The organism is Algoriphagus aquimarinus (assembly GCF_900112005.1).
In the GTDB taxonomy this organism is placed as follows: domain Bacteria; phylum Bacteroidota; class Bacteroidia; order Cytophagales; family Cyclobacteriaceae; genus Algoriphagus; species Algoriphagus aquimarinus.
The window spans coordinates 303277-326725 of record NZ_FOKK01000002.1; the positions used below are offsets into that span (position 1 = coordinate 303277).

The 23449-nt window shown below is 38.8% G+C and carries 18 protein-coding genes; 9 read left to right on the forward strand and 9 right to left on the reverse strand.

The window, feature by feature from the left end; translation table 11 throughout:
* Positions 1-399: 399 nt before the first annotated feature.
* The gene (locus tag BM291_RS03820) at positions 400-627 is read right to left on the reverse strand and encodes an AtpZ/AtpI family protein (protein WP_092894839.1); all 228 of its coding nucleotides are present in this window, start codon (positions 625-627) and stop codon (positions 400-402) included.
* Positions 628-772: 145 nt separating this feature from the next.
* On the opposite strand from BM291_RS03820, the gene porW reads away from it, so the two are divergent.
* The 3 genes from porW (at position 773) to uvrC (ending at position 7574) form a co-directional block, all read left to right on the forward strand.
* Positions 773-3394 carry a type IX secretion system periplasmic lipoprotein PorW/SprE gene (gene porW / locus BM291_RS03825; protein WP_092894840.1) on the forward strand — a complete coding sequence of 874 codons (2622 nt, stop codon included), beginning with the start codon at positions 773-775 and terminating at the stop codon, positions 3392-3394.
* 3 nt (positions 3395-3397) lie between these two features.
* The gene (locus BM291_RS03830) at positions 3398-5704 is read left to right on the forward strand and encodes a penicillin-binding protein 1A (protein WP_092894841.1); all 2307 of its coding nucleotides are present in this window, start codon (positions 3398-3400) and stop codon (positions 5702-5704) included.
* Between the two features lie 64 nt (positions 5705-5768).
* A complete protein-coding gene (gene uvrC, locus BM291_RS03835; protein WP_092894842.1) occupies positions 5769-7574 on the forward strand; it encodes an excinuclease ABC subunit UvrC in 1806 nt (601 codons plus the stop codon).
* Positions 7575-7590: 16 nt separating this feature from the next.
* On the opposite strand, the gene porN is transcribed toward uvrC, so the two are convergent.
* From porN to BM291_RS03875, 8 genes are all read right to left on the reverse strand, one after another.
* Positions 7591-8409, reverse strand: a complete 819-nt coding sequence (gene porN / locus BM291_RS03840; RefSeq protein WP_092894940.1) for a type IX secretion system ring subunit PorN/GldN — start codon at positions 8407-8409, stop codon at positions 7591-7593.
* A 31-nt stretch (positions 8410-8440) separates the two neighbouring features.
* On the reverse strand, positions 8441-10054 hold the full coding sequence (gene porM / locus BM291_RS03845; RefSeq protein WP_092894843.1) for a type IX secretion system motor protein PorM/GldM: 1614 nt from the start codon (positions 10052-10054) through the stop codon (positions 8441-8443).
* Positions 10055-10093: 39 nt separating this feature from the next.
* Positions 10094-10897, reverse strand: coding sequence for a type IX secretion system motor protein PorL/GldL (gene porL, locus BM291_RS03850; RefSeq protein ID WP_092894844.1), 804 nt, complete (start codon positions 10895-10897; stop codon positions 10094-10096).
* 59 nt (positions 10898-10956) lie between these two features.
* On the reverse strand, positions 10957-12051 hold the full coding sequence (gene porK / locus BM291_RS03855; RefSeq protein WP_092894845.1) for a T9SS ring complex lipoprotein PorK/GldK: 1095 nt from the start codon (positions 12049-12051) through the stop codon (positions 10957-10959).
* A gap of 170 nt (positions 12052-12221) precedes the next feature.
* Entirely contained in the window at positions 12222-13202 is a 981-nt protein-coding gene (locus BM291_RS03860; protein WP_092894846.1) for a PorP/SprF family type IX secretion system membrane protein, read from the reverse strand.
* A 77-nt stretch (positions 13203-13279) separates the two neighbouring features.
* Entirely contained in the window at positions 13280-14053 is a 774-nt protein-coding gene (locus BM291_RS03865) for a uroporphyrinogen-III synthase (RefSeq protein ID WP_092894847.1), read from the reverse strand.
* Positions 14054-14085: 32 nt separating this feature from the next.
* Positions 14086-15207 carry a DUF4271 domain-containing protein gene (locus BM291_RS03870; protein ID WP_092894848.1) on the reverse strand — a complete coding sequence of 374 codons (1122 nt, stop codon included), beginning with the start codon at positions 15205-15207 and terminating at the stop codon, positions 14086-14088.
* 2 nt (positions 15208-15209) lie between these two features.
* Complete coding sequence (locus tag BM291_RS03875) at positions 15210-16913, reverse strand: BamA/TamA family outer membrane protein (protein ID WP_139229029.1); 1704 nt, start codon at positions 16911-16913, stop codon at positions 15210-15212.
* A 46-nt stretch (positions 16914-16959) separates the two neighbouring features.
* Between BM291_RS03875 and hemW the strand changes: the two genes are divergently transcribed.
* The 6 genes from hemW (at position 16960) to BM291_RS03905 (ending at position 23441) form a co-directional block, all read left to right on the forward strand.
* The gene (hemW, locus tag BM291_RS03880) at positions 16960-18081 is read left to right on the forward strand and encodes a radical SAM family heme chaperone HemW (RefSeq protein ID WP_092894941.1); all 1122 of its coding nucleotides are present in this window, start codon (positions 16960-16962) and stop codon (positions 18079-18081) included.
* Positions 18082-18095: 14 nt separating this feature from the next.
* A complete protein-coding gene (locus BM291_RS03885; RefSeq protein ID WP_092894850.1) occupies positions 18096-18407 on the forward strand; it encodes a DciA family protein in 312 nt (103 codons plus the stop codon).
* Positions 18408-18526: 119 nt separating this feature from the next.
* Positions 18527-20602, forward strand: coding sequence for a SpoIIE family protein phosphatase (locus tag BM291_RS03890; RefSeq protein WP_092894851.1), 2076 nt, complete (start codon positions 18527-18529; stop codon positions 20600-20602).
* A gap of 3 nt (positions 20603-20605) precedes the next feature.
* A complete protein-coding gene (locus BM291_RS03895; protein ID WP_092894852.1) occupies positions 20606-20938 on the forward strand; it encodes an STAS domain-containing protein in 333 nt (110 codons plus the stop codon).
* A gap of 1 nt (position 20939) precedes the next feature.
* Positions 20940-21353, forward strand: coding sequence for an ATP-binding protein (locus tag BM291_RS03900; RefSeq protein ID WP_092894853.1), 414 nt, complete (start codon positions 20940-20942; stop codon positions 21351-21353).
* A gap of 87 nt (positions 21354-21440) precedes the next feature.
* On the forward strand, positions 21441-23441 hold the full coding sequence (locus BM291_RS03905) for a peptidylprolyl isomerase (RefSeq protein WP_092894854.1): 2001 nt from the start codon (positions 21441-21443) through the stop codon (positions 23439-23441).
* Positions 23442-23449: the final 8 nt, after the last annotated feature.

A 23449-nucleotide genomic window follows, 5' to 3' on the forward strand; every position in this document is an offset into this window, starting at 1 on the left:
AAGGTGTAGATATCAAAAACCAGATAGAACAAAAAGAGAATAAAGAAATCCACAACAAACACTAGAATATTCTCTGTCCCCATAAAAACCATGATTCCTATGAAGGATAAGGAGGCGATTAACCTAATTACCATACCCAACATTTTAACCTGAATAAGGTTTTCAGTAGAACCTTTAAGCAGCCAAATGCTTGTTACACCTACCAAATAAGAGGATATTGCTAGAAATAACAGAATTTTCCAAATGTCAGCATGAATCGTAGATGGCAGCAAGCAGCTAAGCAATATCACCAGTAAACTCAAAATTCCTGTCAGAAGGAAAAATTTTAAATGATGGTTAGATTTCAAAACCATGGGGATTAATTTATCACAAATTTATCCCAAATTTTCTTTTGTCTAACTACTTATCCGACCGAATCGAATTCCATAATTGGTAAAAGGCAATCCCAATGGAAAGGAAACAAAAAAGAAGTAACCATACGGGGAATTTCATATCACTCTTTTGCTGCAGCCACCACCCAAACCAAGTGCCGCCACCAATTACTCCAAAAAGCTGAAACGATAAACCTATGTATTTTACATAAACAGGTGTGCTCTTTGGTTCTGTATTTTTTGATTCTGGTGTCATAGGATTGTTTTCTATTCCTTAAAAATATGGAAAACTACGAGCGAATATCCTGCCACATGAAAATGAAGAAATAATAGAAGGCTCAATTCGTTCACTAAGTAAACCAAAAAACCTATTTTGCTACTTGAATTGGGCAAAACCACTCATGAGGATATTTTCTGGACTAGCGATAGTCATTTTACTTTTTAGCGTAGCGTGTTCTTCTGAGCGCAACACCTTTACTAACAGGACATTTCATAATGTCACTGCGCATTTCAATGCCTATTACCTTGCTGATGTCAAATTAACAGAGGTAGAAACTGAAGTTTTTCAAAATTACAAAGAGGACTACACTCAGATCCTTCCTGTTTTTATACCATTTGATTCTGCCACGATTCAATCCAATGCGGAGAAACTTCAATCTTCCCGTGAATTGGCTTCCAAAGCCATCGAATGGCATAGAATCAGTAATTGGGTTGATGATAGTTATTACCTTCTCGGAAAGCTTGATTATTATCAATCACACTTTGATGACGCTCAGAATACCTTCAAATACATTAATGTCAATTCAAAAAGTCCGGATCTACGGCATCAGACACTGATCACCTTGCTTCGTCTCTATGTGGATCAGGGGGAAGTAGAAAACGCAAACTTCACTATTGACTACCTCTCCAAGGAAAGTGGTATCTCGGAAAGAAACCGTTACGAACTGTATAGAACCCTTGCCTATTATTATGAAAAAAGAGGGGATAAAAGTGGAGTAATTGGGGCTTTAGATAAGGCAATCGAATATTCTCAGGATAAAAAAGAGAAATCCAGGATCAACTTTATCCTTGCACAGCGATACCAAAGAGAAGGCTTAGATGCACTAGCCTATGATTACTACAACCAGGCTCTAGAAGGAAACCCTCCCTATGAGCGAAGTTTCTATGCGCAACTTTACGCACAGCAGGTAGCAGAGCTAAACGCTTCAAAAGATCTCAAGAAAGTCAGGAAATATTATGATGACCTATACGAGGATCCCAAAAACAGGGATTTAAAAGATGTAGTAGTCTACGAGCAGGCTCTCTTTGAGGAAAAGCAAGGAGATACTGAACTTACCATTGAGCTACTTCACCAAGCAGCAAAGGAGCCTGGGAGTAACCCAAGAGTGAAAGGGTATATCTATCAGAAACTTGCTGAGATAAATCTTAACGAGTTTAAGGATTACAGAGCAACCAAGTATTACCTAGATTCTGCACTTACCTTCATTAATGAATCTGATCCAATAGCCCTCGAAATCACAAGTCAAAAAGAATCGCTTGATCAGTATGTATTCCACTTTGAACGGATACAAGACAATGATAGTCTGCTAAAATTGGCACAATTGAGTCCTGATGAACAAAAACTAGTAGCTGAGAATTTTATTAAATCGGAAGAAGAACGATTAATGCGTGAAGCAGAAGCTCTTCAGAAACCTAAAGCTTCTAGTATTTTCGACAACCTACTGGCATTCAGTGACAAAGGATCAGGCTCTACATTCTATTTTGACAATGGAGTTGCAATGCAGCAAGGAGCCATAGATTTCAGAAGAACATGGGGCAATCGAGCATTGCAAGATAATTGGAGAAGAAGCGCTATAAGTTTTCAGAATTCTGCTCCTACAATTACTGAACCTACAGAAAGTGATTCAACAGCTACTGAAGCAGAAAGCCTGGTCAATCAACTCCCAACTGTAGAAGGATTAATGGCTGAGATTCCTAATTCTCCAGAACAAATTGATGTCCTAAATCTTGAACTTGAGGAGTCCTACTTTGAATTAGGTAAACTTCTATACTTCGATCTGAAGGAAACAGAACAAAGCATTGATAACCTTGAGACTTTAGTCCGAGAATATCCAGCTTCTTCCAGAAAGCCAGAAGCTTATTATTTGTTGTACTTAGCGCAAAAAGATTTGGCAGGAAATTCACAACAATATGTAGGACGTTTGAATAGAGAATTTCCTGAGTCGCAATATACTTTTTCAGTAAACAACCCAGATGCTGCTTCTGGGAATCTAGCTTATGTGGAATCTTCAAAAAGATACGAAAAAGCTTATAACGCTTATTATCAAGGGGAATTTCAATCGAGTAAGGATATCATTAGAGCTACACTAGAAGATTACCCCCTTACTCGCAATACCGAGCGACTTCTCCTTTTAGATATTATGAATTCTGGCAAAACGGAGAGCCGTGCTAGGTATAGAGAACGACTGGAAATTTATATTCAGAATACGCAAGATCAAGCTTTGGTAGAATTGGCAAGGAATATGCTAAAACCTTTACTATCCTCAGCAGAGCTAGCTGAGCTTAATCCAAAAGAAATAGTAGCAGCCGACTCCGCACAAGTAGAACGTTCGGAATTAGCTGAAAATGGGGGGAATGAAGCTTTATCTGACTCGCCCTATGAATACAATGCATCAGCAACTCACATATTTGTGATTGCGATCGATCCAGGACAAGTAGAAGAAGTGAAAAATCTATTGGCTGATTTGGATAGTTTCCATTCAACAAATTTCGGTAAGGATAGATTGAGAACAGGAAATATGAACATGAATAGGGAAAATGCGATTTACATCATTAGTCCTTTTTCAAATGCTGAAAAAGCAAAAGAATATTACAGTAAGTTTCAAAAAGAATTCAAATCCGAAGGACTTCCAGATCAGGTAAAGCCCAATTCATTCGTGATATCGATTGAAAACTTTCAAGTATTAATCAAAAGCAAAAATTTAGAAGAATATAGGACTTTCTTTAAGTCCGCTTATAAGTAAACTATGAGTAACAAAGCAAAACCCCAGGATACCACTTGGGTATCTAAGACCATAAAATATCTTTGGATCGCCTTTATAGCAGGGATTTTTGGGTTCATTCTGTTTGTTTGGATGATCAGCATCAATTTCCTTGGGCTTTTTGGATCTCTTCCTGATTTCAAAGCACTGGAAAATCCGGACTCGCAGATAGCCTCTGAATTGTATTCTTCTGACGGAATGCTTCTCGGTAGATATATTCGTGAAAACAGAAGTCCAGTGTCATACGACGAACTCTCTCCTAAGCTCGTCCAAGCATTGATAGCTACTGAAGATGTTCGATTCCAAGATCATTCGGGAATCGACATGAAAGCGATGATGAGAGTGTTTGTAAAATCCATTCTCTTGGGACAAGATGCAGGTGGTGGCTCTACATTGAGTCAGCAGACAGCCAAGAACTTATTCAAGACTAGAACTGATGCCAGTAATGGTTTACTTAGCTCTATCCCTGGACTTCGTATGCTTATTATCAAAACGAAAGAATGGATTGTTGCCACACAACTGGAAAAAGCATATACAAAAAATGAGATACTCACCCTTTATCTAAATACATCGGACTTTGGTTCTAATGCCTTTGGAATTAAAACTGCTTCAGAGACTTTCTTCAATAAAACACCTGCCACTTTAGCTACAGAAGAAGCGGCGGTGCTTGTAGGTCTATTCAAGGCACCTACCTATTACAGCCCAGTATACAATCCAGAGAATTCACTTCGAAGAAGAAACACGGTTCTGGCTCAAATGATGAGGAATGATTACTTGACTAGAGAAGAATTTGACTCACTATCCAGCAAACCAATCAAATTGAATTATAGTGTAGCAAATCAAAATAAAGGTTTGGCTACCTATTTCCGTGAAATCGTAAAAGCAGATTTGATTAAATGGACTAAAGAAAACCTAAAATCAGATGGCACTGCATACGACCTATATGGTGATGGATTAAAAGTTTATGCGACCATTGACAGTAGAATGCAGCGCTATGCAGAAGAAGCTGTAGAAGATCACATGAAAATTCTACAAGCTAAATTCTACAAGGAAATGGGCACTAGAGATCCATGGGTAGATGGGAGCAATCGTGTCATACCAAATTTCATCGAAGATGCAGTGAGAAGAACGGAAGCTTATAGATTACTGAAAATTCGGTATGGAAATGACACTGACTCTATCAATCTTAAGCTGAATGAGAAAAAACAAATGAAGGTTTTCTCTTGGGAAAAAGGTGAAATAGACACCCTTATGAGTTCTATGGATTCCATGAGGTATTATAAGAAATTCCTTCAAACTGGCTTTATGAGTATGGATCCACATACGGGCCAGATCAAAGCTTGGGTGGGTGGTTTAGATCACAAATACTTTAAATTCGACCATGTAGCAAGGGCAAAAAGACAGCCTGGATCTACCTTCAAGCCATTCGTATATGCAGCAGCAATTGAAAATGGATATAGCCCATGCTATAGCGTCATTGATCAGCCAGTAGAAGTCTATATACCAGGTCAACCTGCATGGAGTCCATCGAATGCAGATGGTAAGTTTTCCTATAAGAAAATGACCATCAGACATGCTATGGCTGAATCCGTCAACTCCATCACGGCCTATATGATGAAGAAATTGAGTCCAAAAATAGTGGTCGAGACAGCCCGTAGGCTGGGTATTACCAGTGATTTGGAGGAAGTACCAGCTTTGGCCCTTGGTGTAAATGATGTGTCTATTTTCGAAATGGTTGGAGCATTTGGAACTTTCGTCAACAAAGGCGAGCATACCACTCCATTTTATATAGACCGGATTGAAGATAAAAATGGTAATGTAATACAGCAATTTACGGCGAAAAAGAGGCCTGCAATGAGTGAAGAACACGCCTACTTAATGACCTATATGTTAAGAGGAGGTTTTGAAGAAAGCGGCGGAACGAGTCAAGGTGTGAATTGGGATTTGCGACAGGGTCTAGAACTAGGCGGTAAGACAGGTACTACACAAAATGCATCCGATGGCTGGTACATGGGGATAAGCAAAGATCTAGTAAGTGGAGCTTGGGTAGGTGGAGATGATCGTGCTATTCACTTCAGAACTTGGTATGAAGGACAAGGAGGCAGGACCGCCAGACCAATCTGGCAGAATTATATGATTAAGGTATATGGTGATAAAAGCCTCGGTTACACCAAGGGTCCATTCCCTAGGCCTGATCGCCCATTAAGTATTGAGATAAATTGTGATGTCTATGAAAAAGAAAGCCAACGATTTGCTGACTTTGATTATGACGCTAAGAAAAACGATTTTTAGAAAAACATAAATCCTCTTTCAAAAACAGCCTTAATACAAGGCTGTTTTTTTTTAATTTTAGCCCATGCAGTCATCTTCCTTTTTGCCTACCGCTCATCTTACACTTCCTGATCACCCAGGCGTGTATAAGTATTTCAATGAGGAAGATGAATTAATCTATGTAGGCAAAGCCAAAAGTCTTAAAAAGCGAGTGAGTAGCTACTTCAACAAAAATGCTGGGGTAAATCTTAAGACCAGAAAAATGGTCAAAGAGATCCGTAGAATTGAAATCACGTTGGTGGACAGCGAATTTGATGCGCTCCTTCTAGAGAATAACCTAATAAAAAAATCTCATCCTAAGTATAATATTCTACTTCGCGATGATAAGACTTACCCATACCTCTTATTGACCAAAGAGAACTTCCCTAGGATATTCCCTACAAGGAAAGTTATTCCTAAAAAAGGCACATACTATGGGCCATTTGCAAGCGTAAAAGCAATGAACAATGTGCTTGAATTGATACGCGAGCTTTTCACAATCAGAACATGTAAGCTGGATCTATCTCCTTATAAAATAGATGAAGGTAACTACAAAGTATGTTTAGAATACCACATTGGCAACTGTAAAGGCCCTTGTGTTGGGTTACAAAGAGAAGTTGACTACCAAAGGGACTTAGAGCATGTAAAGCATATATTGAAAGGGAATTTAGGTGTGGCAAAAACCTACTTCAAGCAGGAGATGCAGCATCATGCTGAGAATTTGGAATTCGAGAAAGCACACCTGTTAAAGGGGAAATTAGAATCGCTAGAAAATTACCAAGCAAAATCATTGGTAGCGAGCCCTTCGATCAATAACATAGACGTTTGCACCATAGTCTCTGATGATAAAAGTGCATATGTGAATTTCATGCGAGTAAAAAATGGTTCCTTGATCACGTCTAAGAATGTTGAACTCAAGAAGAAACTGGATGAATCTGACGAGGAATTACTTTTGACAGCGTTAATAAGACTTCAAGACCAATTTCAAAGTGATGCTGAAGAGGTATTACTAAACATAGAATTATCAGAGCCAATAGAAGGGTTGAATGTAGTGATGCCGAAAATTGGAGATAAGAAAAAGCTCATAGAGCTTTCACTGAAGAATGCACTGTATTATAAAAAGGAAAAAGCGTTACTACTCGGCCTAAATCAAGACAAAAAAGACAGAGTAATTCGTCAACTTCAACAGGACCTAAGCTTACCGGAAATCCCAGATCACATCGAGTGCTTTGATAACTCGAACATCCAAGGAACAAACCCTGTGGCTAGTATGGTATGTTTTCTAAATGGAAAACCAGCTGTGAAAGAATATCGGCACTACCACATAAAAACCGTAGTAGGACCCGATGACTTCGCTAGTATGAAAGAGGTCGTAGGAAGGAGATATAAGCGATTATTAGAGGAAGGCAAGCCAATGCCAAAGTTAGTAGTAATTGATGGCGGTAAAGGACAGCTATCTTCTGCGGTAGAAGCGTTAAAAGAATTAGGTGTATATGGACAGATGCCGGTCATTGGCATAGCAAAGCGTTTGGAAGAGATCTACTTTCCAGGGGACTCCTACCCAATTCACATTGACAAGAAATCAGAAAGCTTACGATTACTACAGCGAATTCGTGATGAAGCGCACCGATTCGCAATTACCTTTCATAGAAACTTAAGAAGTAAAAATGCTTTTGGTACTCAGCTAACGGATATACCAGGAATAGGGGAAAGCACTGCAGACAGGTTACTGAGTCACTTTAAATCAGTAAAGAAAATAAGCGAGGCAACTGAAGATGAAATAGCTACAGTGATTGGGGCCAATAGAGCCAAAATATTGGTAGCATGGAAAGAAAAAAATAAAGGGGCTTAAAAAGCCCCTTTTTATATTACCACTCCCAAAGGGAGTTCTCGTATTCTAACAGTTTATATTCAAATGCAAGTGCATTTACATACGCCTGCATCTCAGGATTAGGATGATCAACTGATACAAGATCCGCAATCAAAGCTTCTTCCGAGTTAGTAAACCTTCTAACTACAGATCTAAACAACCTTGTTTCAAAAGCCTGATCATATGTCAAACTCTTTGAGATATTCTGGAAATTCAACCATCTAGCTTCAGGATGATTTTTGAAGTGATTATAGAAGTCCTTATACCGAATGAAAGCAATAGTTTTTTGACCAGCGTTAGAATTAGTCTCAGATGGCATTACCAACTCAAGATATTTGATGTCAAATACCATATCAGAGTGGTGTTTGTCAAAAACAAAGTCTTCTCTAAAGTCTAGGTAATAAAGCTGCTTAGAGAAAATACTGTCCCCTGTTGCGTTTAGCCAGAAATTGTCTTGGAATTCTGCAATGGAAAGTGGCTGAGTGAAGTTCTCATCACCGAAAACTTCAATAGCATTCTCTTCTACTACGGCTTTATAGATTTGATTAACTATTCCATTAGCCTTAGTATCTCCTTGACCGTATAAAGGAAGATTATACTTTTCCCTAAGATCAATCCTTCTCCAAACTCCAACTTGATACATCTTATCATCCTCGCGGATTCTCTTCGCAGAGTAGATAGTATCCATGTCAAATTGACGATCGCCAAATCCCGAAGGATTAACGCTTGTAGCTGGAATCTGCGCCTCAGCAATTAGAGGAGCGATGCCTGCTGCTAAAAGCAGAGACAAGATTAATTTTGGAAGAAACTTTTTCATAATCATTCGTTTATCTTGATCCCTATTCTTATTACTTAATACGAATAGGTACAACTTGTCTTAATTCTGAGGCAATTTTATTTCCTCGAAAGTTGGTTCTTGTCACTTGTCTAATTTCAAAGACTAGCACATCACCAGGCTTAGCACTTTCCAACAAGGAACGCATAGCCAAATTATTTCCGCTTGAGATTTGAGCTGTTTGTCTTGGCACTTCATTTCTCAACAATCTCATTTCTCCACCAGTTACTTCAAATATTGCGTCTTTAGCCATTGTTCTCGCGAAAGTTGGTTCTGCCTTCGCAAGCAACTTAAGACCCATCATAGAGCTAACCGCTTGCGCTTGACTCAAATCAACTTCAGCACCATTGGAAGTGACAGGAACTAGAGTAGGAGCTGGAACAGGCTTGATATCATAATCTACCGTACCAATTTTATTTCCTCCACTACTTACCCCAATATTCACTTTTCCTGATGCTGCAGGAATTACTGTTAATTGCCCAGGCTTACTTCCTTTAATAGAGTTACCATTACTAACCGTAAACTCAGGAGAATAAGTATTACCTAAAGCAGGTACTTCAATCAATAATTCGTTTGCACAATCTGCGTATAGCTGTTGAACAACTTCAGAAGAGACTTTAATGACTGGCTGAGCAACAAAATAATCATAGTCAACAGGAAGCACTTTATCTTCTCCTCCAATATTGGTTATAATCTCACCTTTAAGCGTTCTTTTTGCTAATCCTCTTTCATCATATGATCCAGCTGGAGTCACAGTAAATTCAATCTTACCAAATCCTTTTGGATCAACTGTCACTGAACGACCGTCTATAGTCATAGTAGGAGCCGCTGAAGTAGAACTAGAAGCAATAAACATATCTGCTTCAAACTTTGTACCAGCTGCAACTACATTAGATAACGCTGCAATTCTAGCTTCCGTCACATCCGCCTTGAAAAAGAATGAACCAATGGTATTCTGCACAGCAGTCAATGACTCACCTTCAATATTCAAAACTTCATTTTGGTACTGAGAAATCAATGCAATAACTGCACCCACTGGAGATTTGACAAAATTAAGCTTCTCAAAGCTTAAGTTCTGAGCTTCTCTATCGTTTACAAATAATTCAATGTCCTTAGCATCTTTAGCGATAGGATCAAATCTCAAATCTCCAAGACCAATACCAGATAATATCTCAGTGATTTGAGTAGGATAAGAATTCAACTTATTCTTCATCTCTTCACCTATGCCCTTATTGACGAACATATTACCTGTGATTTCTGTATTCTTAAGGTTTGCATTGACAAAGTTACCTTCATCATTCTTTGCATTAGACTGTACAATCAAGTCTTGCTTTACTCCTTCTAGGTAATCGTAGATTTCTGAAGTCGCTTGTCTAATTTTCTGTGATGCAGCTACCTTAGGTACGTCTACGTCTTTATTTCCCTGCTGCTCTACCGTATACGCGATAGACTCAACAGTTTTAACATTCTTATTGATAAAGTTCTTGGATGTTCTTTCCATCCCATCGTTAATCAATACGAATTTCTGGAGGATCTTATTACTTACCTGGAGGGCCAATAGGGCCGTCAAAACCAGGTACATCATACCAATCATCCGCTGTCTAGGTGTCTCTTTTGCTCCTGCCATTTGTAGGTTTTAATGGATTTTAAATGAATTGAAGAGAAATTAACCTTTCATAGCGGATAACATTCCACCATAGATTTTATTCAATGAACTAACGTTCTGATTCAATTTTGATAATTCTGTTTTAAATGCTTGAGTCTCTTTACCAGCTTCGGTAAGACCTTCCATAGCAGCAGTCATGTTTGCATAGAATTTATTCAATGTCTTCACATGGCTATTTGCATCCTGAAGCTCCATCTCATAGACAGAATTCAAAGCTGAAAGATTTTTTGTAACAGTTACCACCTGAGTATGGTACGCTTTTGCATCTTGAGATGCAGATGACATTTCTGTAAGTGCCGCTGCTGTCTTACTGTAAGATGCATTCATATCTACCAAAGTCTTGGCAGCAGATTTAACATTAGTAGCATACTCATTAGTTGCTACAGCTGCATCCGATAGGTTACCCATCTTCTGAGCAGAAGTAGCTAGGTTTTGCATTCCTTTACCTAAGCTTTCAATAAGTTCTGGCCCTACTTTAGCGTTAGCAAGCATTTCATCAAGTTTCTGAGAAACTTGATCTCCACCTGCTGCTACTCGTTGTGTTCTTGGCGCTGCAGGAGCATCACCTGCAAGCTCTGGATAAACCACAGCCCAGTCCACCTCTTTGTGAGTTGGTTCAAAAGCTGAAAAGAAAAATATTAGCGCTTCTGTACTAAGTCCAATACCAATCATCCAATTGGCACCAGTCCAATCCAAAATCTTGAACATCGCACCTAAAATAACGACTGCAGCACCGATACCATAAATCTTTGGCATTATGCTGGAATAAAATTTTGTTGAGAACGAATTGCTGTTGCTAGCCATGTGTAAAGTTTAAATTAATGTTTTAAGGTAAGTTTCGTTTGTGGGTATGTATTTTACTTTTATCTTCTTCTTCTAGTTGACGTTTTCACATCCATTGAACCGGATCTACCTATGAATGTCATCGTTGTTCTAAAACCAATGTGTGCCTGAGCAACATCTTCATACTCATAAGTTCTTGTACTTGTCTCAAGGTAATGAGCAATATCTTTCCAGCTACCACCTCTTACTACTTTTCTAGGCTCATTTGGATCAAGATAGACTGGATCCAAATCCCAAGTAATAGAGCTGGATGTAGTAGCGTAGGCATCTAGTACCCACTCAGCCACATTTCCAGACATATTATACAACCCAAAACCATTTGGAGCAAACACATCTACAGGAGCAGTGTAAGCAAACCCATCATCAATGTAATTACCTCTTCCAGGTTTGAAATTAGCCATTAAACAGCCTCTCTTGTTCTTTAAATAAGGTCCGCCCCATGGATATTTGGCAACATCTTTACCTCCTTTTGCCGCATATTCCCATTCTGCCTCCGATGGGAGACGAAAGCTTGGTGCATCAAAGTCAGATTCGTCATTGGCATTCATGTGGTAAGTTCTCCACTCACAATATTTTTTAGCCTGATCCCAAGATACCCCTACAACTGGATAGTTATCAAAGGCTGGATGATCAAAGTAGAATTCCATTAAAGGATCTCCATAGTGGTATGCAAAGCTGGTTGACCATACTGTCGTATCAGGTCTTAGCTCATCATAATTCAACTGAGGTGGATCTTTCAAAGTAGTAGAAGTACCTGTCTCAAGCGTTCCGCTTTTTACAGATTCTAAAAATTGACGATACTTATTGTTGGACACTTCGTATTTGTCCATGAAAAATTCTGAAATCGTAATCTGCTTATTTAAGGCGGATTGAGTGTAGGCTATATCTTCATCAGATTGCCCCATCCAGAAAGTCCCGGCTTTCACTGGAACCATATCATAGGGAAGACTCTGTTGCCAGTTTGCTCGCTTCGGAACACCCGTCACCTCTCCCCTTCTATTCATCTTTTCGCTAGCTGAACCTTTCTTATTAAAAAGGCCGCAACCCGGCAAAAGTGTCGCTATTGCCAACCCTAATGTGATGGGCACTAAGCGAACATTGATTTTTTTATACATAAATGACGTTTTTTCGTTCATCAAATAATTACGCTGTGTAAAGTATCTTCAAGATTCGAAATTTAGCTGAATTTGGCACAATAATGCAAATAACCTGCCAAAATAAAGGTCAATGATTATATATGTTTAAAAATCAACTTGGTGTAAACTATACTATTTAATACAATATTTTAAAATCTAAATCGTGGCGTTCTTTGAATTACTCGTTGTACCTCTCTACTCATATCAGATAAGGTATAACGAAGCATCAGCTCATGACTAGTAGGAGATTTTGCTTCTACTCCACCTACAACCAAATCAAACGCATATCCCAATTTTAGCGAATTATCTTTCAACAGACTATATCCTAAAATAAAAGACACTGACTCCTCTCCTCTAAAAGCAATTCCTCCGCTTATCTTATTTTGATGCGTAGCAATAACGCTCACTTCGTAGGAAAAATTATTAAAAGACACTGATTTTAGCAGAAAACTTGGCTCGATAGCAAGTTGCCCTACTGGTCTAAATCTATATCCTACCAACAAATACGAGTGGTTCTTCAGCTGATTTGCGTAAGAGCCATCTCCAAAATCGAAGTTAGGCTCATTAATATGCCGGCTACTTAAACCTATATAATAATCACGCCCATCCAATAACAAGCCTGCCCCAAAATTCAAGTTTAGTTGACTCTCCTTTCCAGAATTCGGGAGGTTTGGCTCGGGATTCACTACAATAAGCTCGCCATAATCGATCGAACTGGAATACATACCTATATATGCACCAACGCTTAACGTAGATTTGTTAAGCTTTTTATGGTAAGCACCCTGAAGATTGACTTCCAGGTTACCAGTTGCACCTATTTGATCATTGACAAGTGTAAGGCCATATCCAATATTTTTACCTTTTAGCCTTCCTTGCGCGGTTACCAATTGAGTAACAGGCGCACCTCCTTGTCCTGAGTTAGTGGTGTAATTCAACCATTGAGATCTATGCAAGGCCGAAAACCTAAATCCGCCTTCTTTACCTGCAAATGCTGGGTTGTAATACATGCCATTATACATGTATTGAGTAAATTGAGGATCCTGCTGGGCCATCAGCGAAGAAACCTCAAAAAAGAATAGTAGGAGAATGGAATATCTCAAAAAGTGTTTACCATGGCCTCTTCGAATCATTGTATTGTGGTTTTCGACTAACTTAAGATCTATTGTAAGAATTTAAACTGAAAAACCACAGATTTAGATCCTATGATTTACAAATTATTCACCTTTTTGATATAAAGTTCCAATGCACCAGTCATACTTGGAGCATTTGGCATAGGTGCTTCAATATCTAAAATTAAATCCAAATCCCTCACAGCCTGTGACGTAGTAGGTCCAAATGCAGCTATTCTAGTATTCCCCTGTTTAAAATCTGGAAAATTAATTTTCAACGATTTAATTCCCGATGGACTGAAAAATGCAAGGATATCATATTTAACGTCAGCCAAATCAGACAAATCAGCCTCCAACGTGTGGTAAATAATGGCTTCTGTAAACGCAATCCCATTCTTTTCCATGTATTCCGGAATATCATCTTTACGAATATCCGAGCACGGGAATAGATATTTCTCTGATTTATGCTTTTTGAAATAATCAAATAAATCCTGTGCCGTCTTCTGACCTACGAATAATTTACGCTTTCGGATTACTATATACTTCTGAAGATAATGAGCCGTTTGGTCTGAAATACAAAAATACTTCATATCTGCAGGCATTTCGATTTTGAAATCTTTGCAGATAGCAAAGAAGTGATCAATCGCATTCCGGCTCGTGAAAATCACAGCTGTATGCTTCAATATATCAATCTTCTGCTTGCGGAATTCCTTTGGCACAACTGGTTCAACCTTAATAAACTGTCGAAAATCTATCTTCAGATTATATTTCTCAGCCAACTGCACGTAGGGAGAATTCGCCCCCGCTGGGGCTGGTTGAGATACTAGAATACTTTTTACTGGTCTAAACCTGTCTTTGGTAACTGCGCTCATACTTCTATTATTCCATTTGGTGATTACCGAGATTAATGACCCAAATCAAGCACCAATTTGGCCAAGATTAAAAAGGGCACTAATTCTGCGATGCAAAGGTAAGTAAATAAATGATATTTCTTAAAGCCCAATCTATTCACCATAATTAGGAACAAACCTAGAATACCTAATATATATATCCAGAAAAAACCTACAAAGGACAACTCCAAGGCTCTTTTGACACTTGAGAACTCATTAAATAAGAAAAATGCACATATCAATATTAAACCAATAGTTGCTATTACTACTAATCTCAATAAGTAAAAGAAGTGAGGGAATTCTAATTTCCCCAAATCAAATAAATAAGATAAAATTTTAATTGCAGTAAACTTGACAATAGTAAGTATCAATAGAAAAAATGCTCCTCCAATCCAAAGCATAATTAGGACGTTAAAACCCAATGCTACACGTGCTTCTAACCACTCTTGACGAAACACCACCACACTAGTCACCATCGCGAGTGACAAAAGCATATTAACTATAAAAACATAAAACAGAATATCTAAGGAGAAAAACTTCTGCAAACTCCCACTTTCCGAAAAATCTTCTGCATTTAGCAAAGAGAGAGGCTTAATCATCATAGCGAAAATGAATGGGTAAGCCAATTTGTAAAGCGAAATCAATAAGAGCGATATTAGTAATCCTAAAACAAAAAAGTCGCGAATACTTTGCCTATCAAAACCCCTCTTTTCTGAAAGCAGTATATCTCCATTAATAGTAGTTTCTATCCTCTCCGATTGCAATATCTTCTTTACACTTGCCTGTTCCGATGAAATTCCATTCTTAAAAACAGTAAGATTTGCCTGATTTCCAGAAAATTCCTTTTTAAACTCAGCTACTTGCTCCGTGAACGCCGTGTCTTGATCTGTAAAAAACCAAAGTTTCTCTCCTACAAAAACCACAGAATGATCTGGGAATTCAAAAGAAAAATAGGCTAGTGGGAAAGATTCTATATCCAATTCCAATAGCAAACGATCATTTGAGCTAAACCAAGTCTCGCGTTCTCCTTCTTCCCACTTTGAATTATAATCTTCCAAAACCTGAGAAAACGCCTGTGACCCCACTGTAAAAAACAGTGAGAATATAAGTATTGACTTGCTGATCAATTTTTTCATACTCAAAATCTGGCTAAGTAGCCAAAATGAATCCTAGAATAGGAGAATTGTAAAGGTTGTAAATTAGACTTCCCGACTCCGTAGATAAATCGAAAGATGCCAGAGCCAGTCTCCAGATTGATTCCTGCACCAAAAGAGACCGGTTTATCAAGCGAGGGTGCAAAGTACGGGTTTTCCAGAATCCCAAAGTCAGCAAATACCATTAGAAATGAGTTTTCTCCAAAAAAAAGTCGCTGCTCCATATTAATATAACCATATGATCTCGCAAAAAAGAAATTCTCATTAAAGCCACGAATGCTTTTCAGTCCGCCTAAGCGAAATAAATCATTCAAAAGGAGATTTTTATTTTGAGTGAATCCCATACTTCCCTTAAACCACATTCCCCATATAGGACTAATGTAAAAATGCTTCTCAATTTCACCCTTTCCCAGATATTGCGGACTATTCAAATCCAACCCCACATATACCTCAGGCGGGAATCCCGTATTTTCAAGAATCCTCTTATTCCCCATTGCAAATTCACTGCTAATAAGAAAACCTCTCCTAGGGAAATACGGCGAATCCAATTTATTCCAGTTCCAACCCACCCCATACTGATTCCATCGATAATCTGCTATATCTGGAAGTTTAGTAGCATCCTCGTAGGACTTGGTACTCAGCACATCACTGGACTGCCTTCTCGTAAAAAACCGCAGATAACTATTCGAACTCATGTGATAACCAAAATCCAAACTCAAATACCTATTTAAAAATGTAGAATCTTGCTTTAGGAGATTGAATCCCAGGCTGACATCGAGTGGGGAATTAAAAAGAAATGACTCTTTTGCGGAAATGTCCAGAGATTGTGTCGCCACATTCAGCCGCTGCCAATGAACAGCAACATCTCTTCCTTTGCCCCCCAAATGGTATAATTCCAAATCCAACTGCCCCGTAATAAGCATTTTACCAGGTTCATTGGCATTAGGCAGTAATCCTATTATGCCGTCCAAAACATTGGTATTTCTATCTCTTAAAGTAAATGTCGGCTGAGCCTTTTTGATTTGGAATTCAACGGAGGGCGATTGGGTCTGCAGAAAATATGGAGAGCGTGTAAGTATCTGATTTGCCTCTTCAAATTGACTTTGGGAAAATGGAGTCCCTGGACGAATACCTGTAATATTCTGAATATAACTCTCTTGTGTTTTGGTTTCTCCTTCTACTTTCACGCTATCCCAAAGTATCAGAGGGCCCGAATCATAGCTAAAAACTGCGGAAAGTCTATTCCCACTTCGCTGAATACTATCCAGCTTTATTTCCGCAAAAGGAAAACCATGGTTTTCTGCTTCACGGATCACTTTCCTCATCCATGCTACTGCTGAGGAATATTCCTGAGTGATTGGATTAGCATCTTTAGAGAATTCACGAGGAACATTTCCTTCAGAAATGAAATCCCAGATATATTTCTTGCCTAAGACCAATTTCACCCGTGCAGAATCATTCGCTATATCATCTTCTAGCAAATAAAGACCTAGATATCCTTCGTTTTGAAGAGAGCTTTGAATGGAGTCAAGGTAATTCCTTCCTGCTATTTTACCAGAAAAGGCTTTCCAATCCGCATATCCTTCCAGCTCATCGCTAGTCAATTTTACCCAATAGCTATTTTGTGCCACGCAAATGAACCCTCCGGCAACAAAAAAAAGGAAGCATGCCAAAAGGAAGGTTTTCAAAGGGCTATCGGGGATTGATTATATTCGCAAAATAATAGAATTCACATTGGCGGGCATATACATACACATTCCTTTTTGCAGGCAGGCATGCCATTATTGCGATTTCCACTTCAGCACCAATCTGGACAGAATGGAGCAAATGGCTGATATGATTTGCAAAGAACTGGAATTGAGGGCCGAATACTTACTAAATAAGGATTTAGAAACGATCTATTTTGGAGGAGGAACACCTTCTCTATTAAAACCTAAACTGATTGAGAAAATCCTGAATCAGATTGCCAAGACCTATAATTCGAATTGGAAAGAAGTAACGCTGGAGGCAAATCCCGATGATTTGAGCGAGGACAACCTTCGCTCTTGGCAAAATCTTGGAATAGACAGATTAAGTCTGGGAATTCAGAGTTTCGATGAGGAGGTTTTGAAATTTTACAACCGCGCTCATTCTGCCGAAGAGTCTAGATCGGCGATAGAAAAGGCAAGGAAAGTAGGCTTTGAAAAATTCAGTCTCGACTTGATCTATGGCTTTCCACAGCCCAATCATGAGTTATGGAAGCGTGATTTATCAGAAGCAATCGCCCAAAACCCAGGTCATATTTCTAGCTACGCACTTACAGTAGAACCTAAAACTGCTCTGGGAAACTGGACACAAAAAGGGCAATTTCAGCCTGCTGATGAAGATTTTGTAGCTGAGCAATTTGAAATTCTGCAAGAGCAAACCGAAACAGCGGGATATATTCAATACGAAGTTTCCAATTTTGGAAAGCCTGATCAATTTGCATTACATAACACGAACTACTGGAAAGGGGTGCCTTACCTAGGAGTAGGACCAAGTGCTCACTCTTTTGACGGAAAAAACAGAGGCGCAAATCCATCCAGCAATTCTCTTTATCTAAAAAGCATGGAGAACGGTACACCCCCATTTGCTGTGGATAACCTCACTGAGGACGAGCGCTTAAATGAATATATACTAACAGGCCTTAGAACACTTTGGGGCATTGACTTCGAATTTATCCACAGAGATTTCGGTCATGATCTCCTAACTTCTAAAAAGTCTATTTTATCTCAAATGGATTCGGAAGGCTGGCTCCTTTGGCAGGATAAAAAACTATCTTTGACCAAAAGCGGAAAACTGCTAGCCGATAGCATCGCGGCGGCACTTTTTGTTTGAGATTTACATAAATTATGGCAAGAGACGGATATTTCAGCAGAAAAAAAGAAGTGGCACCATTAGAGTCCGCTTTCAACGATCTGCTCAAAGCTTACCGATTGGAAGGCAAATTCAGAGAGAAGTCTTTGGTTCATGATTGGCCAGAAATTGTAGGAAAAACCATAGCAGATCGAACTACGTCAGTTTTTATAAAAGACAAAAAGCTCTTTGTAAAACTAAATTCAGGCCCAATCAAGAAGGAATTACTAATGCATAAAAGCAAGGTCCTCACCTTGATCGATGAGAAGTATGGAGCAGGAATAATTGATGACCTGGTCTGTATGTAAATTTGAAAATTCACTTGGCCACCTTTCTATTTAGACTTTTTAACATCTGACTACCTCCACTTACTTCACCTCCTTCATTATTTTCCATTCCGAATGAGTATTATTGTGGTAGCGCATCCATGATCAAACTACCACCAATCCATATCGGAAAGCTAAGCTTGTTGCTCGCCATCTTGGTATGGCTTGCCTTGCTATTTGTTGATTTAGTTCGGCTTATTGGTATTCTCAATCAAATTGAGTCTGGTATAGCGATTGAGTTCACCTGGATCTTGCAAACACTATATTTTATTTGTGTTTATGGGTTTTATAAATACTCTATAAATAAGAGCTCACAAGGTGACTTCCTAAATCTCATTTGGCGAGGAGCGTCAACAGGGATTTTTGCGGTAGCAATTTTTGTGATCATTGATTTATTCAAATCATCCTTAGGGCAAAGCAAACTAGCAAATGACCCTTTCCTTGATAACTTCTTCTACCATGTAGAGTTTGGTCTTATCACCATTTTTGTGATTTCCACAGCGATTTTGTGGCAGCATCTGATCCTTTATCAAAAATCAAAACGAATAGTAAAGCAATGGCAAGCTTATGAAATAGCCATGCTGATTTCCATGTTTGTCGTGTTTTTCGACAGAGGTGATCCTGAATACACCTACTTTTTTAGCCTCGCATTACTCGGAATCTTGGGAACAATCCTTTCTGCTAATTTGAAATGGATACCCTATCTGACATTTAAAGAGAAATGGAAGTCCTTGCTTTTCCTTGCCATTATTATTTTCTCTGTTGCCTATTTGATATGGAACACCTATGTATCTACGGACAACATAATCACTCCCGTAAACCTAACTGGCAGTCTATTCCTTTTAGCTCTTTTCTGGTTTGTACTGGTGTACGCCGTTCTTAGCTTTTTAGTAACTCTTTTCAACCTACCAACTTCCTCAGTTTTTGAGCAAAAACTAACCGAAGCGATTAATTTTCAACGCCTAAGTCAATCTATTCAGCCTGAAGAAAATGAGGAAGAAGTACTGGATATACTGATGGATTCTTGCATGAGCGCAGCGTACGCTGATGCAGCTTGGCTGGAAATGACCAGTGAAGAATTTCCGGAAGGCCTTACTCAGGAGCGTTTTATAGATCGTAAAACGAGGGAAGAAATTTCTGAACTTATTCAACACGATAAAACAGTGCAAGATTGGGCTTCAGAAAAACGCGCTGACAACTTAAATCCTTTCACTCTTAAGGTTGTCCATCCTAAGTATGAATCCGTTCTGCTGGTCCCTTTGGTAATAAATAAATCAGTATTTGGGAAAATTGTACTCTGTAAGGAAGTCCGCGATGGATTCAATAAAGAGATGTTGACTATCATTAGCACTTTTGCGAGACAGGCTTGTATTGCGGTAGAAAATCATCGATTGTTGAATCAAGCCATCCTTAACGAGCGCTACCAGGAAGAGTTGAAAATTGCCCAACGGGTACAGAAATCACTTCTACCTACCAAATTAGACCATAATCAAAGCTTCGAAATCTGTGCATATTCCAATGCTGCGGATGAAGTCGGTGGTGACTATTACGATACTTATAAATTAGATGAGGACCGCTACGTGTTGATTATCGGAGACGTATCCGGTAAAGGGACTTCTGCAGCATTCCACATGTCTCAGATGAAAGGCATTTTCCAAAGTCTGATACAATTAAATCTCAGTCCATCGGATTTTATGATCAAAGCCAATTCTGCTTTGGGTAAATGTCTGGAAAGGAACCATTTCATTACAGCATCGATTTTCATCATCAATACTGCAGAACAAACCATTTGTCATTCCCGAGCTGGTCATGTACCCACCCTTTTTCATCAGAAAAGTCTTAATAAATCTGAATATTTACAGATTGATGGCTTAGGCTTAGGTATTTTAAGAAACATGCAATATGAAAAACACGTTGTGGAGAAGACATTTACGTATCAAGCAGGAGATGCGCTGGTCCTATTTACAGATGGTATCGTAGAAGCAAAAAATGAAAAATCCCATCAATTCGGTTTTGAGCGCATCAGAACCTTACTAGAAGTATATCACGAACTCAGTCCTCAAGAAATTCAGACTAAGATAATTGATTCCCTGCATGCCTTTGTAGGTGGTGATAGATTAATAGATGATGATTATTCTATGATGGTGGTAAAATTTACCCAACAAAAAGACAGCTAAAAGATGCTAACAATAGAAACCCAAATAGAAAACGGACACCATATACTTTTCCTCAAAGGGGAAGTAGATGCGAGTAACTCCGTCATACTGGATGAAGCCATCACTAAGTTAGTTACGGATGGCAGTAGCTCCATTTTAGTAGATGGTACTGGTCTGGAGTACATTTCTTCCGCGGGATTAGGCGTTTTCATGTCTTATCTTGAAGATTTTCAGGAAAAAGAAATCGATTTAAAAATCTTTTCCCTATCTGATCGCGTCTTTGAAGTATTTAAGATTTTGGGATTAGATCAGCTCATCCAAATTTATCCAGACAAAAAAACTGCACTACTTGCCTGAAATGAAACATCAGATGAGAATATCTTGTCAAACTACAGCACTTTCTGAGCTGAGAGTCTTTTTAAAAAAGACCCTGGGAGAGTTACGTATTTCTGACATTGACCAACACCAGATCACACTGGCTGTAGAAGAGGTATGTGCTAATCTGATCATCCATTCCCATAACTGCAACGCATTAGATTATATAGAACTCAACGTCAAACAAAATCCCGGGAAATTAATTTTTGAAATTACTGACGAGGGAAAAGCCTTTAATATGCTTGATTATGAGGTCCCTGACCTTAATAAAGTAAAAGGAGAAAAGCGAAAAGGCGGTTTAGGCATAATTTTGGTCAAGAAGATAATGGATGAAATAGAATTTGAATCCAACAAGGGCACTAATACCTGCCGGTTGATCAAATGGTTTCAGTCCTAATTCTTGTTAAATGCTTAGTATTCGGGACATTTGACTTGAAATCCTAATAAATTTGTAAAATTGCATTCAAATTCTGCCATTTAAAACATGACAAACCGAACCATTTCGGCACTTATATTCACTATTCTCCTAGCATTTGAATTCTCCGTCCCTGCGACGGCCTTTGTTCAGGCATCTGGGCAGGATGATCCTTTATTGACCATAGGTGGAAAACCAGTGGACAAAGATGAGTTGATCTACCTACTTTCTAAAGGCAATAAATCTGAGCCTGGTACACCTGGAATGTCCAGAGAAGAGTTTGATGAAAACCTTGATCTTTTCATCAATTACAAGCTTAAAGTAAGAGAAGCTGAAGCCAAAGGACTTGATCAATCAGAAGAGTTTCTTAGAGAATTTGAATCTTTTCGGGAAAATCTAAAAGCACCATTCCTTATCAGAAATTCTCTGGAAGAAGGGGAATTAAGAAAAGCCTATTCCAGAATGCAGGAAATTATCCGTGCTAGCCACATTCTTCTTCAATTCCCGCCAGAAGCGAGTAAAGAAGATAGTTTGATCGTACTACGAATGGCCTTAAAAATCGAGGATGAGATCAAAAAGAATGGAAGCATCAATGACCTTGCTGTAGAATATTCTGATGATCCTTCTGCGCAAGTAAATAAAGGTGATTTGGGCTATTTCACAGCGTTGCAAATGGTTCAGCCTTTTGAAGATGCTGCCTATAACTTACAAGCAGGACAGGTTTCCAGCCCTGTATTAACCAACTTCGGCTATCATATCATAAAAGTACTCGATCGCCAACCCAACCCTGGGCAAGTTCGTGTTTCACATATATTGGTAAGGATAGATGAGAAAGCACCCAATGGTGAAGATCTAGCTAAGCGTAAAGTCGCCGATATATATAATGAGATTCAGAAAGAAAGTACCATTTGGGAAAACATTGTAAAAAACTATTCTGAAGATCCTGCCAGTAGTCAAAAAGGCGGAATGCTGCCTTGGTTCAGTGTAGGGTCTATGATCCCAGATTTTGAAATGGCTGCGTTTTCATTGACAGAAATTGGTGAAGTATCCCCTCCTATTCGGACGCGCTATGGCTATCATATTTTAAGATTAGAAGATAAAAGGCCAGTAGAGAGCTTTGAAGCAATGGAAGAGAGTATTCGTTCCAAAATCTTGAGAGACTCTCGCTCCACAATGATCCTTTCTCAGGTGATGGCTATACAGAAATCACGATACAATTTTGATGAAAATGAGGTGAATGTTGCCAAGTTGAGAACCGAAATGGCAAGCGTCACCAAAAATAGCTTTGCTCAGACTCTGATAGAAAAAGATCTAGCCAACAATCAAATCTTTACGCTCAAAGGAAAAAGCTTTGTAGCTCAAGACCTAGCCGATTTCATGGCAGAAGAAGAGTTTACCCTCAGAAATAAAGCGGGTATATTTGACACTTGGTATGAACGCTTTGCTGCATCAGAACTTAATATGGCTGAAGAGGCGGACTTAGCTGCAAATAATAAGGAGTATAGAATGCTTTTGAAGGAGTATCGAGATGGCATCCTGCTATTCTCACTGATGAATGATGAAGTTTGGCAAAAAGGCCTTATGGATTCCGTAGCACAAAAGTCGTTTTACGAAAAAAACATTAGAGATTACCAATGGAAAGGCCGAGTGGACGCTTTCATCGTCAAAGTGCTTGACATGACTCAGCTAGATGCTGCTCGCAAAATGCTAGTAGGAAAACCACTTTCTGAAGAGTTAAAAGCTTCTTTTGAAGGCAGCTATAAACTTTCCAATCCTTTAGCCTACCAAACAGAATCCGGAAACATCGAATACAGTGACCACGCAGTTTTGTCAAAGGCAGATCTGAAAGAGAGCTATCAGGAACTTGAAGTAAATGGTCATTTGCATTTAGTTCTCTTAGGAGAAAGGATTCCAGCAAGTCCAAAGAAATTCGATGAAACGCGCGGGTTGGTGATACGAGATTACCAGGAATTTTTGGATGAAAGCCTCGTTGAATCCCTACGTAAGAAATACCCAATTAAGATCAACCCTAAAGCAAAAGAGGAAACTTTCATTGCTTTAAATCAATAATAATTCAC